We start from the raw sequence: 15,835 nt of genomic DNA on the forward strand, positions 1-15,835 counted from the left end.
AATTTGTGAATAAGTTTAAAGTTTTAGGAGTTAAAATGTGGTTGTACCAATTAAGTTTTAACTCCTAATTTCTTGTTATTTTCTAGTGAAAATATTGGTGTAGTACCAAGTACCACCATTGTTTTGTTTAGCAGTAACATTAAAGTGAGTATAGTTACCTTCAATATTTTTTCTATGACCTTCACTATTTAGCCATCCGTTTACAACACTTTTCGCAGAGCTGTATCCAATAGCAACATTTTCAGCCATACTTTTAGCATCGTCGTTTGCTTTTAAATAATCAGAACGATCACCAAAATTATCGTGAGAAATTTCACCTTTGGCAATCATATAATCTGTATGAGCATCAGTTTGAGATTTAATAATCTCAGAAATCTCAAGAGTACTCAAGTTTTTAGAGTTTCTGTGTTCGTTAATCAAACGTAAAATTTCAGTTTCAATAGACACTGTTTCAGTGTTATTGTTTCCTGTTTCTTCGGCTTCCTGCTCATTACTATCAGAACAAGACGTGATTAAAACACATAAAAATAGTATGGATAATTTAAAAAATGTATTCATGTTTGTATTAAATTGCTTGTGTAATAAAGTCCTCGTATTCATAAAAAAACAACTCAAACTGTGTCATAGTTTCCACAAAAAACTCGTAACAATCTCGCCATGTGTTTTTGTTATGAATACTGAACTTTTGTTCATGTAAAACGTAAATTCTACGAATATATTTTCCACTTTCTAATAGATATTCGTCATCAAAAATTACTTCGGGTAAATATTCGGTTTCTAATATCTTTTTAAGCGATAGTAACTGATCGTATAACAGTTCGTTAGCAACTTCATCAGGATGTTCAAAATCTAAACAAACAAAAGCTTTTTTTCTATCTGCTTGAAATTTAAAAGAAAACCCTTTTATTTTAGTGTTGTATAACAACCACTTTCTAGGAAAAGATTTACCAAAACTTGTCCAAAATTCTTTGCGTATGCGTGCTGATTCTTCTTTACTAAACATCTATTTCAGTGATCGGTTATCAATTATCGGTTATCAATTTTTTAATTATCAAGGTACAATTATCAGTTTATGAGTTGTCAATACTTTAAACTAACAAAATTAATTTTTGAGTAGTTTAAACGTTATTACCAAAAGAAAATATTGATTACTGATAAATGAGAATTGTATTATCCATGTACTTTTGCTACAGTACCTCTGTTTTTCATCATTTCAGCTTCAAAAGCCAATAAATCGTTCCATTTTTGATCAACAACAGCTCTGTCCATGTATTTTCTGGCATATCCTAAAAATAATGTATAATGATTTGCTTCAGAAACCATTAAATCTCTATAAAAGTCAGATAATTGTTGGTCTTTCATATTATCAGAAAATACTTTAAAACGTTCACAACTTCTAGCTTCAATTAAAGCCGCAACTAATAAACGGTGAACTAAAGCTTCGTTTCTATCAGAAGATTTAGGAAAAAATCTTTGTAAAGAAATAGCATAATCATTTTTAGAAGCTTGTCTTAATAACATTCCTCTATCAATAATAATATCGTGTACCATTTTAAAATGTTCCATTTCTTCAATGGCAATATCAATCATATCTTTAACTAAATCTGTTTCTTCAGAATAGTTAATTGTAATTGACATAGCATTAGCAGCCGCTTTTTGCTCAGCAAAAGCATGATCTGTTAATAATTGCTCCAATCCATCCTTAGCAACATCAACCCAAGATGTTTCCGTTTCAAATTTTAATCCTAACATAACCTTTAAGAATAAGATACTTATTTTGTGATGTTGCAAATTTAGCAAAACTGCAAACGAATACTAGATAAGAAGCAACGAATTTAGAAAAACTTCATGTATATAGAGTAGATTTCATTAGTTTTGAGTGAATTAAATTATCTACACAAGTCTAAATCATGAAAACGAATAAGTTACTAATACCCATTCTTCTAATGTTACTTTTAATAGTTAATTGTAAGAAAGTTACAGTTGAAGAGAGCGATGCAAATAGTTTTACAGAATATATTAGAGTGTATCCTGAGAAAATAATTTCAACAGTTCCTAATTTAAAATTCTATTTAAATAAAGAGGTTACAGCATCTGAGTTAGGAAATGATGTGATTACATTAGTACCAGAAGTAAAAGGACAAGTTCGTTTAGAAAATAACATGGTTTCTTTTACGCCCGATGAAAAATTAGAAAGTGACAAAGACTATCAGGTTACATTGCATTTAGATAAATTGTATGGACAAGTAGATAATGAGTTGAAAAACTTCATTGTAAATGTAAAAACAAAACCACTAAACTTTAGTGTTGCTATAAAAGCACCAAAAATAAGAAGCAAAAATTTATATTATGTTGAAGGAAATATTCAGGCAAGTGATGTTTTAAATACAGAGAACATAGCTGAATTGGTAAAAGCAAATTACGGAGGAGCATCAACCAAAATTGCTTTTGATGATGTAGAAAAATATTCAAAATTTATTTCTTTTAAAATAGATAGCATACAACGTTTTAATGATGATAAAATATTAAATGTAAGTTGGAATGGTAAAGCAGTAAATTCATCTTCAGAAGGGAGTAGAGAAGTAACAGTAACAGGGAAAAATAATTTTAAAATACTATCTATAGATGCTTTTAATGATACCAAACAGCGTATAGAAATTAATTTTTCTGATCCAGTTAAAGATTTTCAAGATTTAAGAGGTTTAATTCAGTTTATTAATACACAAAGAAAAAGATTTACTTATACCATAAAAGAGAATAAGGTAATTGTGTATCCTGCTTTATCCTATGAAGGAAAGGTTGATATTGAGGTTTTTAAAGAAATTAAAAACACAGAAGGAAATAGTTTAAAAGAAAATATTATAAGAACTCTTTATTTTGAACAACCTAAACCAGAATTGAGCTTAATTAAGAGTGGAACGATATTACCAAACTCAGAAAATTTAAAAATAAATTTTAAAGCAACAAGTTTAAAAGCTGTAGATGTAACGGTATATAAAATATATAAAAACAATGTATTACAGTTTTTACAAAATAACAACTTAGCCAATCAAGCTGACTTACGATTTGTAGGTAGACCAGAGGTTAAGTATACTGTGAATTTATCTGATCAGGGATTAGATTTAACCAAACCAAATGCTTTTTCAATTGATTTAGCTGATTTAGTTACAGTAGAAAATGGCGCAATGTATCGAGTTGAGTTTTCTTTTAATAAGCAATATGCAAGTTATGCTTGTGAAGAAAGTAGTGATGCGGAAACAATTGTGTATGGAGAAAAAGAAGTAAATACTGATAGGTACGACAATACAAGATACTACAGTCGTTACGATTCAGATTATAGATGGAGAGACAGAGAAAATCCGTGTACTAGTTCGTATTACAGCGATAAAAAAATAAGTACAAACATTTTAGCTTCTAATGTAGGAGTGATAGCAAAAAAAGGAAATAACGGAAAAATGTTGATTGCAGTTACTGATATTGTTACGGCAAAACCTGTGAATGGGAGTAAAGTAACATTATTGAATTTGCAACAACAAGAGTTATTATCGGCAACAACAAATGGAGATGGTATAGCTACTTTTGGCGAAGTTAAAGGAGCATTTTTTGCAGTAGTTACGGCTAATAATAACACAACTTACTTAAAGTTGAATGATGGAAATGCGCTTTCTATGAGTAAGTTTGATGTTTCTGGAGCAAAATTGCAAAAGGGAATTAAAGGATATATTTATGGAGAAAGAGGTGTTTGGAGACCAGGAGATCAGCTATTCTTAAATTTTGTTTTAAACGATAATGCCAATCCTATTCCAGAAAAACATCCAATAAAGTTTGAATTGATGAATCCACAAGGTAAGATTATAGACAGAACTGTGGTTCAGAAAACAGCAGAAAATGTATACAACTATCAACCTAAAACTGACCAAGAAGATTTAACAGGAGACTGGACAGTTACTGTAAATGTGGGAGCTGCAAAATTTCATAAAACATTAAAAATAGAAACGATTAAACCAAATCGTTTAAAAATTAAATTCAATACTAATAATAAGTTAGTAAAATATGGAGAATCTATTGTCGGTGATGTGGAAGTAAAATGGTTGCACGGAGCGATTGCTAGAAATTTAAAGTATGATATTAATGGTAAGTTTTCATCGGTAGCCACAACTTTTCCGAAGTTTTCAAATTATCAATTTGATGATATTACTAGAAGTACATTATCAGAAAGTTATACAGTGTCTGATGGTGTTTTAAATAATGATGGAAAAGCAAATTATAGTTTATCAGTAGATAAAGGAATGAGAACACCAGGAATGCTAAAAGCTACTTTTTTAACCAAAGTATATGAAAATGGAGGTGATTTTAGTACAGATGTGTTTTCAACAAAAGTTTCGCCATACGGATCGTATGTAGGAATAAATATGGCAGAAGAACAAGATTCTAAAAATTATTTATTTACAGATCAGGAGTATGCTTTTAATGTAGCTTCTGTAGATCAAGAAGGAAAAGGTTTTGCTAATGATTTAGAAATTAAAGTATATAAACTTTCTTGGAGATGGTGGTGGAGTTCTTCGGATGATGGGTTGTCTAATTATGATGGAAGTACGTATCATTCAACATATGAAGAACAATCTGTAACCACCAATAATAGTGGAAAAGGAGCTTTTACTTTAAAAGTAGATAAAAATGATTGGGGACGTTATTTAGTAAAAGTAAAAGATAAAAGTAGCGGACATGTAACTTCATCAATAGTATATTTTGATTGGCCTTCTTGGTATGGTAAAAAACGAGGAAGTCAAGATAAAACGAATGCAACAATGTTATCTTTTTCAAGTGATAAAAGTGAATACAACGTAAACGAAAACGCTACAATAAAATTCCCTTCATCAGCTGATGGAAGAGCTTTGGTTACCATTGAAAATGGAACAGAGGTGTTAGATTATTTTTGGACAGAGACCAAAGAAAAAACTACTGAGTTTACATTTCCTGTTTTAGAGAATTACACACCTAATGTTTTTGTAAACGTATCGTTGTTGCAACAGCATGCTCAAACTAAAAACGATTTACCAATTAGAATGTACGGTTCTATACCAATTTTAGTTAGTGATCCTAAAACCAAACTAGCTCCTGAAATTGAGTTAGCAGAAGAGTTAGCTCCAGAAACTACAGCTACGATTCAAATAAGCGAAAAAGATGGAAAGCCAATGACCTATACTATAGCATTGGTAGACGAAGGTTTGTTAGACTTAACACGATTTAAAACACCAAACCCTTGGCAAACATTTTACACTCGTCAATCATTAGGAGTAAAAACATGGGATATTTTTGATGATATTATAGGCGCTTATGGAGGAACAGCCAATCAAATTTTAAGTATTGGAGGAGATGAAGCTGAAGCTGGAAGTAAAAATAAAAAGGCAAATAGGTTTAAGCCAATGGTAAGTTATTTAGGACCTTTTAAATTAGCTCCAGGGCAAACTAAAGAGCATTCGATTAAAATACCTAATTATATTGGATCGGTAAAAGCTATGGTGGTGGCTTCTGATGCTAAAAATGAAGCTTATGGAAGTAGTGAAAAAACAGCTTTTGTACGTAAGCCAATTATGTTATTAACTTCATTACCAAGAAAAATAACTCCGCAAGAAACGGTTACTTTACCAGTTACTGTATTTGCAATGAAACCAAGTGTTAAAAATGTAAAAGTAACGGTACAACCGAATGAGTCGTACACAGTTGTTGGAGAGCATACGCAAAATATTTATTTTGATCAGCCAGATGAGAAAATGGCATATTTTAAATTAAAAGTAAATGACTTTAAAGGTATTGGCAAGGTAAGAGTAACAGCAACTTCTGGTTCAGAAAAAGCTTTTTATGAAGTAGAAATAGATGTGTTAAATCCGAATCCTGTAACTACAGAAGTGAAAGATTTAGTGTTACAATCAAACGCACAAGGTGCTATTAACTTTGCAACTTTTGGTACCCAAGGAACTAATACAGCAAGTATTGAGTTGTCTACTTTACCACCAATGAATTTTACAAAACGTTTAGAATATTTAATACGTTATCCGCATGGTTGTGTAGAGCAAACTACCTCTAGTGCTTTTCCTCAGTTGTATTTAACAGAATTATTTGATTTAACTAAAGAAAAACAAGCATCAATAGAACGAAATATAAAAGCAACAATTCAGCGTTTATCAAATTTTCAAGTTTCTAATGGCGGATTGAGTTATTGGCAGGGTGGTGATAGAGCTAATTCATGGGGAACTTCATATGCTGGACATTTTTTAATTGAAGCTTCTAAAAAAGGATATTCTTTACCTATTGGGTTTAAATCTAAATGGATAGCTTATCAAAAAAGAGCAGCAAGAAATTGGCGTAAAGGAAATCGTTACGATAATAATGCATTAACACAAGCCTATCGTTTATATACTTTAAGTTTAGTAAACAAACCAGATTTGGCATCAATGAATCGTTTAAGAGAAACTTCAGGATTGTCAAATGAAGCTAAAAAGCGTTTGGCAAGTGCCTATGCTTTAATTGGTAAAAAATCGGTAGCTACCACTATTTTAAATGATTTAGGAGAGGATACTTACACTAAAAGGCGTTATTATAATTACGGATCAGAGGTAAGAGACAAAGCAATGTCATTAGAAACCTATACTTTAATTGAAGATCAAGTAAAGGCTATAAAATTAGCAAAAGGAATTGCAGAGCGATTGTCTAGTAATGATTGGATGAGTACGCAAACCACCTCATATGCATTATTGGCTATGGCAAAATATTCACTTAAAAATGGCGGAAATTCAGGTATTTCTTCAAGTTTTACATTGAATAATACAGGTAGTACAGAAGTAAGTACTTCAAAGTCATTATTTACATCAGATGTAGCGGGAATTAAGAAAGATAATGAGTTACAAATCACAAACAAATCGAGCGGAGTTTTATATGTACGTTTATTGAATAAAGGAATTTTACCTGTAGGGCAAGAGAAAGCAATTCAAAAGAATTTTGAGTTAGACGTTGTTTATTATTCTAAAGATGGAAAACGATTAAATCCTGCTAATTTATCACAAGGAACCAATTTTGTGGCGGAGGTAACTATTAGTAATACAACAAATGAAACTGTTGAAAATATAGCCTTAACTCAATTTATTCCTTCTGGTTGGGAGATTGTTAATACACGTTTTACAGATTTTGGCAATGCAACTTCGTCATCGGAAGTTGATTATACAGATATTAGAGATGCAAGCATCAGTAATTATTTTACTTTAAAAGAATATAAAACTAAAAAGTTTACCATTTTATTAAATGCTTCGTACTTAGGTGACTATTATTTACCAGGAGTACAAGCAGAAGCTATGTATGATAATGATTATTTGGCAAGAACAAAAGGTGAATGGATTAAAGTAATAAAATAAGTAATATGGCTATTTTACTTTTTGTATTGATATGTACAGTATTGTTATGGGCTGTATTTAAGTTTGTATTAAAAAAAGAAATTAAAGGAACGGTTAGATGGTTGTTGATGGTTCCTTTAGTATTAATCTTGTTAATGACTGTTTTTTATATCATTATATTTATTGTATTGTACTTCTCTGGAGGTGAAGAAATGGAATTATTTTAGAATCAAAAATCGATTCATAAGCAACGGAAATAGGTTGTAAACATTAAGAAAAAAAATAAGATAATAATGTGTAGTAGCTAAATACTATTTTAGCAGCTACACATTATTATTTATTAATGAAAAAGTTTTTTAAAATACTACTAACTGGTTGTTTAGGAATCATTGTATTGATATTTATTTTCTTCGCAATTATATTATTTCCCGTGTTTTTTCCTCAAAAACCAAAAGAGAAAACAATATCTGATTATACAGATGATTACGTGATTAGTGCTTATACAGATCATCCAAAATTTAAAGAATTAACAGATCAGTTTAACCAACAAGCGCATCGTTTTGAATTTGGTGTTTGTGAATACAAATACAATGATCAACAATTTTTTATAGGAGATAATCCAGAAAAAATCACAGCTATTTTTGGAGAGCCTGATGAAAGAAGAGAAAGTACACGCTATGAATTTGGAGATTCTTACCGGTATATAAATAAAGATGAAACGAAACGATTAGAAGAATTAAAACAAACATATGGAGATTCATTGTTTTTAAAAGAACATTCACTTCGTTTTGAGTATACAAGTTTAAAAATAGATGTAAGTTTTAAGAGATTACCTAATAAAGAGTATCAATTAAGAAGTTTCAGTATTGCTATGTCTGAAGAAGATCGTTTTTATAAAAGTAAATATAAAGAGGCTAAAACTTTGTTTGATGTTATAGTATTTAGAGGAGTCCCTTATCAATTAGATATGACTTTAAATGAGTTTATGGAGTTGTCTGATTTATCTCATTACGAACTCAGGCGTCGTAGCAGAAGCTTTTTTATGTTTCAGAAAGAGTGTCCACCAACAAAAGATTCTCGTATTTACACTTCAATTAATTCAAGAGCAGTATATAAAGTAGAAGGAGGAGGGCATTTAACATGGACAGGAGATTTTGATCCACATACAACTTATCCAATCAAAGGATTATCGTTTTATAAACAAACGTTAGAAGAATATTTAAAATAAATTTTCAGAATGATCAGCGTGTCATGCTGATGGGATTGTTGGTTTTCAGAGTGATCAGCGTGTCGTGCTGATGAAATCATAAAATGTAGTATTAAATAAATCAGGTATTTTATCTCTATTTTAAAGTATTACATTTGCAAACGAAAAGAATAATCTATGAAGCAAAGACTTGCAATTCTGTTATTTATTATATCTAATACAATTATACTAGCTCAAAAGAAAGAAATTTTTGTTACAGATGATTTTATTTCAATTACAGAAGCAGAGTATTTTGCTGTGTCGAAAGATCCTTCCATTATAAGTATGCGATTTGAAACTGATACTTTAGCTGTTAACATGGTAGCTAAGCGAGTAAAAAAAGGAACAATATCAAAACAATCTCTTGATTCTATTAGAAACGATCTGTCAAAATTATCAGGAAAAGAAATTTCAAAAGAGAACATTATAGTAGTTAATTACTATCATGGAAAAGATAAATGCAATTCAGGAGGTAGTGGAAGAGTAAAATCTCTACATGAAACTTATTTAAAAAATATACAAGAATTATCTGGGGTAAGCCAGTTTTTTATGTATAAATCTCCAGAAGGAAAAAAGAAATATGGAAAGAAGTTACATTGGATTAAAGATGAGTATAGAACAATTGATAGTAGATTTTTTCCAGTAAATTATCCCTGTGGGAGTTTTGTTTTAATAGACGAGAAAGGAAATTATTATGTTAGAAAAGGAGAGTATAAACTTTCTAATATTTTTGACTTATTAAAGAACAAGGAAATTACATTTAAAGGAGTTAATGATTAAACGAATACTATAATTTTAATTAAAAATATAATCAATGGAGCAGCACTTTATAGCTGCTTTATTTTTTTGTAGTATTTTAAGTTATATAGCTTTTAGTAAAATTGCAACTACAGAAATTGGACTTGTATAACATTGTTATTCCTTAGACTTTTGCATAATCTATCATCTCAAGAAAAGCATAAGTGTTATGAATAAACAGCAAAGGATTGTACCTAAAGGTAGAGTTGCAAAACCAGCAGCAGAAAAACCGAAGGCTCAAATACAAAAAGAAAACATACCAATAAAAAATAACAAGGAAGGTTTGAACAAACCAGTTCCTGTTGTAAATGTTGCTTCGGCAACTGTTGCTGCTCCTATAGCTAAGGAGCAAAACGATGTTAAAGAAGCATCTCAAAACACTTCAATTTCTGCAAAAGAAATGTTAGATGCACAATATCCAACACCAACAAATAATAATTTTGATGTTAATGATTATCCGATAGCTGGACCAGGAAAACCAACTGCAGAAGAAGTTGTAGTACCAAAAACACCAGCTGAAGATCCGAGTTTTAAGGCATTGACAAGTTCTATTAATGCAAATGCTAAAAAGCAACGAAAGCATGAACCAGCTCAAAGTGCTTCTAAAAAAGCGCAAAAAGCAGCAGTTGTTCCAAGTAATGAACGATTGAGTAAGGCACAAGCATCTCAAGTTGAGGTAATGGAACAACAAGAAACAGGAGAATTTAAAGCTTCAGACTTTAAAGAGCAATTAAAATCTAGAATTGCAGAAATGGAATTGCCAAAAGACGAAGAGGCAGCAGATAAATTCAAAGAGAATAATAATCTTTCAGAAGTGAAATCGGCTGCAATGGGTGATGTAAAAACAGCACAAGACAATGCATCAGGAGGAATTCCTGAAGCAACATCAGCAGCACCAAGCACAGCATCAGTTCCAGTAACGGCAGTTGCTCCTATGCCGAAAGCAATGCCTGGTAAAAAACCAGCGATGATTCCTACAGCACAAGCAATGCCAAGTAAGCGATCAGAAGCCTCTGTAGAAAAGCCATTGCAAGAAGAAACTGCAAGTTTAGATACGCAAATGGAACAACATGGTGTAACAGATACAATGCTTGCAAATTCAAATGAAGCTTCTTTTAAGAGTGCTTTAGATGAGAAAAATAATGCCAAAGCACAAAGTAAAGCATCAGTTGTATCTTTTAGAAATACAGAAAATCAGGAATTAAACACAGCACAACAACAAAGTCAACAACAAGTAAATGCTACCTCACAAGGAATGCATACCAATAGAGTAGCAGCATTTAATAAAGTAGCAGGCAATCAAAAGCAGAGTGCTACCCAAAATACGGCAGCAAGAAAGCAAGTTGCTGATAAAATACAAGGACTTTATACAGAAACCAAAACAAAAGTAACGAGTATTTTATCAGCATTAGATGCCGCTGTAGCTTCTAAATTTGAAAGTGGAGCAAGAGCAGCGCAACAAGCTTTTGAAAATCATATTGAAACCAATATGAAAGCTTACAAAGAAAAGCGTTACGGAAGTTCCATTTTTAGTTGGAAACAACTGCGAAGAGTAAAAGATGCTTTTGTAGGTTTGCCAAAAGAGGTGAATCAATTTTTTGAGAGTGGTAGAAAAATATACATTGATACCATGGATAGCTATTTAGGTTCCATAGCAACTTTAGTAGCAAATGAGTTAAACAAAGCAAAACGTACCATTAAGGAAGGTAAAAAATCGGTACAAGATTATGTAGGTGGATTATCGCCAGACTTGCGTAAAATAGGTAAGCAAGCAGCTAATGAAATACAAAGTAAGTTTGATAGTTTAGAGCAAGATATAGATAACAAGAAAGATACGTTAATAGATGTGTTATCTCAAAAATATTCAGAGGCTGTAGCTAGCGTTGATACTCAAATTGAAGCATTAAAAGAGAAAAATAGTGGGCTGATAAATAAAGCTATGGGAGCTTTAAAAGGTGTATTTGACATTATTATCAAAGTAAAAAATACATTAACCAATTTATTAGCAAATGTAGTTACTGCAGTAGGTGCTATTATTTCAGATCCGATAGGATTCTTTAAGATGTTAATCACAGGTGTAGGTCAGGGAGTTCAAAATTTTATGACCAATATTGTACAGTATTTACAAAGCGGATTGCTAGGATGGTTAACAGGTGCTATGGGAAGTTTAAGCATTCAAATGCCAGAAAATATTTTCTCGTTAAAAGGAATTTTCTCATTAACTACTCAAATTTTAGGTTTTACATGGAGTACCATTAGAACTGTTGGAGTAAAAGTTGTAGGTGAACCTATTGTAAAAGCCTTAGAAACAGGTTTTGAAATGGTGCAAATTCTACGAGAAAAAGGAATAGCAGGATTATGGGAACATTTAAAAGAGCAGTTCCAAGATTTAAAAGAAACGGTTATTGGTGCTATTAAAGACATGTTAATGTCTCAAGTAATCCAAGCAGGGATTAAATGGATTCTAGGTTTGCTTTCTCCAGTAGGAGCTTTTGTCAAAGCAATTATGGCAATTATAGATGTAGTTAAGTTCTTTATACAACGAGCTTCACAAATAGCAGAATTGGTAAGTGCATTTACAGAATCTATTGCAGCTATTGCAGCCGGAAAAGTTGGAGCTGTGGCTAAGAGTATTGAAAATGCATTAGGAAAAGCAGTTCCTGTAGTAATTGGTTTATTGGCATCTGTATTAGGTATTGGAGGCTTGGCAAATAAAGTGTTAGGAATTGTACGTAAAATAAGAAAGCGTGTAGAAAAAGCATTATTTAGCCTATGGACTAAAATTAAGAATGCTGGAAGGAAGGTTTGGAGGAAATTATCTCGTAAAAAAGGAAGTTCTAAGAAGATTAAAGAGGATAATAAAAAACAAAAGCCAGAAAAAATTACAGCTAAAGATAGGGCTAAGCACAAAAAAATGGCTAGTAAAATTAAGGCAAAACTTTCAGCTAAGTCAAACAAAAAAACTAAAGACTTTAAAGAGTTTTATGAAATAAAAACTAAAGAAGCTAAGAAATTAGAAGACAAATATCAACCAAAGCTTAAAAAAGGAATTAATTTAGATATAACATCTGGGACTTTATCTCAAGAGCGAAAGGATAATGATATAGATTTTAATATCAAAATTTATCCAAATACTACTGAAGAAAAATTAACTCTTGAATACGATAAGAATATTGAAAGAATATATAAAGAGAACAAAGAGAGTTTACATTCAGAGGCGGAAAAAGATGTTCGTCTTGCTTTTGAGCAAATAAAGAAAGAAGAGAAGAAAAAAGAGAGTAAAAATAGAAAAAGATCATGGAGCGGACTTTTAGATGAGTTTAAGACTACTGATCCTACTAAGGAGTTGTATAACAATCCTGTAAAGAATCAAAGAAATTATGGAGATTATGTAAGAGGACTTTTCAAAAAGTCGGCAGATAGAGTAATGGGAGATGCTTCTGATACCGAAAAGAATAATGAAATAGAGAGTAAGATAAATACATTAACAGATGGTAAAAGAGTTTATCAAACTATAAGAGGACAGATTTTTGACAAGAGCAAAGAGGTAAAAGTTAATGAACAGTTAGATAGTTTATTCAGAGGAGAGGAAGGAGAACACGAACAATATAAAGTATTAAAACAAGAAGTTGATTTTACTGGCACTACAGAGGGAGTTCTTGTGGTGAATTATAAATATCTTGTAAAAAAAGGAGATCAGCCAGAAGAAACCAAAACTTTTAAAGTAACTTTACAGCAAGCCAAATTGAGTAACGGATTACAAGGAATTAAACATAAGGTAGAAGGGTTTAATTTAGCAATTAAAGAACCAGGTACTAGAGGTAAAACAGCATCAGCAGTAAATAAGGCGTCTAGAGAACAAGTACAGAAAGCTAAAGCTGAAAATTCGGAGGTCATTAGTCAAATAACTAAGTTGGATGAAGGAAATAATGAAAGCACAGCTAGAGTAGAAAAAAAAGATCAGTTTAAAGATCAAATTGATGATAAAACAATTAAATTTAATGCATCTCATTTAATTGCAGATTGGTTTCAAGGTTCTGGTTATGTATTAGGTCTTAATTTAGTTAATACTTCAGAACATTACAATAAACAAGTGATGTTTGAAAAAGAAAAGCAGATAGAATCATCGTTAACGGATAAAGAAGATATATATAAAGCTAAGTACAAAAGAAAAGAGATTCCAGTGGAATATATAACATTCAATATGAAAGTAGAGGCTGAGTGGATACCAATTGTTGACAATGAAATTTTTGATGTTTTAAGAGAAAAAACTAAAAAACAATCAAATGAGACTCAAATAGAAACAAAAGAAAGATTAGAAAGTTTGCATCAGGTTTTATCTAAAAGAACTGATCCTAAATTTTGTAATTCTGTAGTTTATGAGGTTCCTTGGATTACATTAAATGGTGCTAATGGAGAAAAAATAGTTTCAGTACAATCTGGTTTACCAGCAATAAAAATAGGTCAAGATATAAATTTAAAAGATAGTTTAAAGAATCAAAGTTAAAATGGAAGAAATTAGGGATTTTATATTAAATTTTTTATTAAATGAGGCAGATGCTCTAAATAAGTGGCATAAGTCTAAAAACATTAAAGAGTTTAATAATTCGTTAAAAGAATTACATTCAAAAGTTGTCTCTGAGATGTATGGCACACTAGGGATGATTCAATTAAATAAACCTGAGAGTGAAGATTTTTACAAAACATATCAATATAGAGAGGTATTTAAGCCACGTCATTTATTCAAAATAAGTTATTACAAGAGTGAAAAATATGGGGAAGTTTGGATTTGTTATACTTCAGGAACAAATCCAGACATAGACTTCCCAATATTGACACATGCGCTTTTTGTAATTAAAGAGGAGGAGGATTTCAAAATAGCAAGAAATTATATTTATTCTAATCAAGGAGGAATGAGTAAAACTTATGGATGGGAAGGAGGATCAGGGTATAAAGATTTAACTTTTGAATCTATAGGAGATTTAATAAAAGTAGAGAGGTATTTAGAACCTGAAGATTATCGTGATGCTTTAATGATATATAATGAAGAAGCTTAATTTAGTATTCTCATTAATAGGGTTACGTATTTTCTATTTGATTATATTAGTTTTAGTAATTAATAGGTAAAATACTGATTATACACAGTAAATAAAAGCTAGAAAGAAAAACTCCATTAAAAAGCTATTATCTAAATACCTTTTTTAGGTATCCAATTATAGAAAAAAATAAAAGAAAAATATACTAGCACTAGAGTACAAATCTAGTGCTAGTATTACATAACTAATACCCAAAAACAAAAGATTAAGTCTGATAAAAAGACAAAATATATGCTATAACAAATGTTACAGCAGTAGGTTTTTAGTGCAAAAATTTTAATGAAACTATAGTAGTAATTTAAAAGATACACAATAGAGCAGTATTTTAAAGCTGCTCTATTTTTGTTTGATATGTTTTTTTTATCATTTGTAGCCATTGCCAAATTTCTTCAGTAGTTTCAAAATGTCTGTTGATTTCTCGAGCAATTAATTTTAAAGTGTTAGGATCATTATCTAACATTTCTAATTCTTTATAAGTCTGTGTAATTGTTGCTGTGGTATTAGATAAAATATAATTGGCAATGATTTTTTTATCAGTCAATGTATCATCAAATTCAGCTTCAGGAAAGTATCCTGCGAAAAAGTTTAAAACATCGGGTGTATTTTCTATAAAACTTTGTAAAATGTCTTCCATTGTTATCAATCAATTTTAGTGAATAGCTCTCTAAAAACATGAATGTTTAGAGAGCTATTTTTTTGTTTTTGGTAATTTCAGTTAGTAAGGATAAGCAGTAATAATTGTAAAATCGTAATCATTATCCCAGTTGTTATCATAAGAAATACAACTTCTTTTAGATAATATAACTCTAAATCTTCTTGATTGGAAGGTGTTGTAACTTCCTCTTTCCGTTACTTTTCCAACATTACTACTGTGAGTATAGTATATTACTAAATTAGAGTTACTGCTAGAGTTTAACCAATTATTAACTCTAGATGCATTGTATGAATAAATAGAATTATAAATTAGTTGACCTGCTTGATTTCTGTTATAAAAAGTACTTGCAGCACTAATTGAAGAATTTCTTAATCTATTGTATAAATAGTTGTCTGATTTTTCAATATGACGTTCAATAGTATGACCACCACAGTCTTCATGATCATATAAAAAACGACTAGAGTAGCGCTCAGCATGTTTTGTTTCGTCTAGAACATTTTTTATTGAATTTTGTTCAGAGATGATTGCTTCAGAAGTTTCATTTTCTAAAACAATTTCATCTTGCTGACAAGCATTGAAAGTAGTAACAAGAAGTCCTAATAGGAAAAACTTTAAGAAGTAGTTAAAGATTAATTTCATGATAATAGATATT

11 protein-coding genes are annotated in these 15,835 nt (G+C 30.7%); 6 read left to right on the forward strand and 5 right to left on the reverse strand.

The genetic code is table 11. From position 1 onward, the window contains the following. Positions 1–75 precede the first annotated feature (75 nt). From EYW44_RS00270 to EYW44_RS00280, 3 genes are all read right to left on the reverse strand, one after another. A complete protein-coding gene (locus EYW44_RS00270) occupies positions 76–558 on the reverse strand; it encodes a CAP domain-containing protein (protein WP_132721215.1) in 483 nt (160 codons plus the stop codon). Between the two features lie 7 nt (positions 559–565). Then, entirely contained in the window at positions 566–1,003 is a 438-nt protein-coding gene (locus EYW44_RS00275; protein ID WP_132721217.1) for a DUF4268 domain-containing protein, read from the reverse strand. Positions 1,004–1,170: 167 nt separating this feature from the next. Next, positions 1,171–1,752 (reverse strand): tRNA-(ms[2]io[6]A)-hydroxylase, encoded by a 582-nt coding sequence (locus tag EYW44_RS00280; RefSeq protein ID WP_132721219.1) that lies wholly within the window; start codon positions 1,750–1,752, stop codon positions 1,171–1,173. A gap of 194 nt (positions 1,753–1,946) precedes the next feature. On the opposite strand from EYW44_RS00280, the gene EYW44_RS00285 reads away from it, so the two are divergent. From EYW44_RS00285 to EYW44_RS00310, 6 genes are all read left to right on the forward strand, one after another. Further along, positions 1,947–7,409: an alpha-2-macroglobulin family protein gene (locus EYW44_RS00285; RefSeq protein ID WP_243643579.1), complete on the forward strand. Its 5,463-nt coding sequence runs from the start codon at positions 1,947–1,949 to the stop codon at positions 7,407–7,409. A gap of 5 nt (positions 7,410–7,414) precedes the next feature. Continuing rightward, positions 7,415–7,615: a hypothetical protein gene (locus EYW44_RS00290; RefSeq protein WP_132721223.1), complete on the forward strand. Its 201-nt coding sequence runs from the start codon at positions 7,415–7,417 to the stop codon at positions 7,613–7,615. Between the two features lie 116 nt (positions 7,616–7,731). Continuing rightward, positions 7,732–8,616 carry a hypothetical protein gene (locus EYW44_RS00295; protein WP_132721225.1) on the forward strand — a complete coding sequence of 295 codons (885 nt, stop codon included), beginning with the start codon at positions 7,732–7,734 and terminating at the stop codon, positions 8,614–8,616. Between the two features lie 156 nt (positions 8,617–8,772). Further along, positions 8,773–9,414 carry a hypothetical protein gene (locus EYW44_RS00300; protein WP_132721227.1) on the forward strand — a complete coding sequence of 214 codons (642 nt, stop codon included), beginning with the start codon at positions 8,773–8,775 and terminating at the stop codon, positions 9,412–9,414. A gap of 187 nt (positions 9,415–9,601) precedes the next feature. Next, positions 9,602–13,939 carry a DNA/RNA non-specific endonuclease gene (locus EYW44_RS00305; RefSeq protein WP_132721229.1) on the forward strand — a complete coding sequence of 1,446 codons (4,338 nt, stop codon included), beginning with the start codon at positions 9,602–9,604 and terminating at the stop codon, positions 13,937–13,939. A gap of 1 nt (position 13,940) precedes the next feature. Continuing rightward, entirely contained in the window at positions 13,941–14,489 is a 549-nt protein-coding gene (locus tag EYW44_RS00310; RefSeq protein WP_132721231.1) for a hypothetical protein, read from the forward strand. A 364-nt stretch (positions 14,490–14,853) separates the two neighbouring features. On the opposite strand, the gene EYW44_RS00315 is transcribed toward EYW44_RS00310, so the two are convergent. Together EYW44_RS00315 and EYW44_RS00320 are read right to left on the reverse strand one after the other, a co-directional pair. Next, positions 14,854–15,162, reverse strand: a complete 309-nt coding sequence (locus tag EYW44_RS00315) for a hypothetical protein (protein WP_132721233.1) — start codon at positions 15,160–15,162, stop codon at positions 14,854–14,856. 81 nt (positions 15,163–15,243) lie between these two features. Then, on the reverse strand, positions 15,244–15,822 hold the full coding sequence (locus EYW44_RS00320; protein ID WP_132721235.1) for an RNase A-like domain-containing protein: 579 nt from the start codon (positions 15,820–15,822) through the stop codon (positions 15,244–15,246). Between the last annotated feature and the right edge of the window lie 13 nt (positions 15,823–15,835).

The organism is Tenacibaculum sp. M341, from assembly GCF_004337695.1.
Taxonomy (GTDB): Bacteria; Bacteroidota; Bacteroidia; order Flavobacteriales; family Flavobacteriaceae; genus Polaribacter.

Excerpts from the sequence above, each read along its gene's own strand:
- EYW44_RS00270 (WP_132721215.1), bottom strand. The coding sequence starts at position 558 with ATGAATACATTTTTTAAATTATCCATACTATTTTTATGTGTTTTAATC.
- EYW44_RS00275 (WP_132721217.1), bottom strand. The coding sequence starts at position 1,003 with ATGTTTAGTAAAGAAGAATCAGCACGCATACGCAAAGAATTTTGGACA.
- EYW44_RS00280 (WP_132721219.1), bottom strand. The coding sequence starts at position 1,752 with ATGTTAGGATTAAAATTTGAAACGGAAACATCTTGGGTTGATGTTGCT.
- EYW44_RS00285 (WP_243643579.1), top strand. The coding sequence starts at position 1,947 with ATGTTACTTTTAATAGTTAATTGTAAGAAAGTTACAGTTGAAGAGAGC.
- EYW44_RS00290 (WP_132721223.1), top strand. The coding sequence starts at position 7,415 with ATGGCTATTTTACTTTTTGTATTGATATGTACAGTATTGTTATGGGCT.
- EYW44_RS00295 (WP_132721225.1), top strand. The coding sequence starts at position 7,732 with ATGAAAAAGTTTTTTAAAATACTACTAACTGGTTGTTTAGGAATCATT.
- EYW44_RS00300 (WP_132721227.1), top strand. The coding sequence starts at position 8,773 with ATGAAGCAAAGACTTGCAATTCTGTTATTTATTATATCTAATACAATT.
- EYW44_RS00305 (WP_132721229.1), top strand. The coding sequence starts at position 9,602 with ATGAATAAACAGCAAAGGATTGTACCTAAAGGTAGAGTTGCAAAACCA.
- EYW44_RS00310 (WP_132721231.1), top strand. The coding sequence starts at position 13,941 with ATGGAAGAAATTAGGGATTTTATATTAAATTTTTTATTAAATGAGGCA.
- EYW44_RS00315 (WP_132721233.1), bottom strand. The coding sequence starts at position 15,162 with ATGGAAGACATTTTACAAAGTTTTATAGAAAATACACCCGATGTTTTA.
- EYW44_RS00320 (WP_132721235.1), bottom strand. The coding sequence starts at position 15,822 with ATGAAATTAATCTTTAACTACTTCTTAAAGTTTTTCCTATTAGGACTT.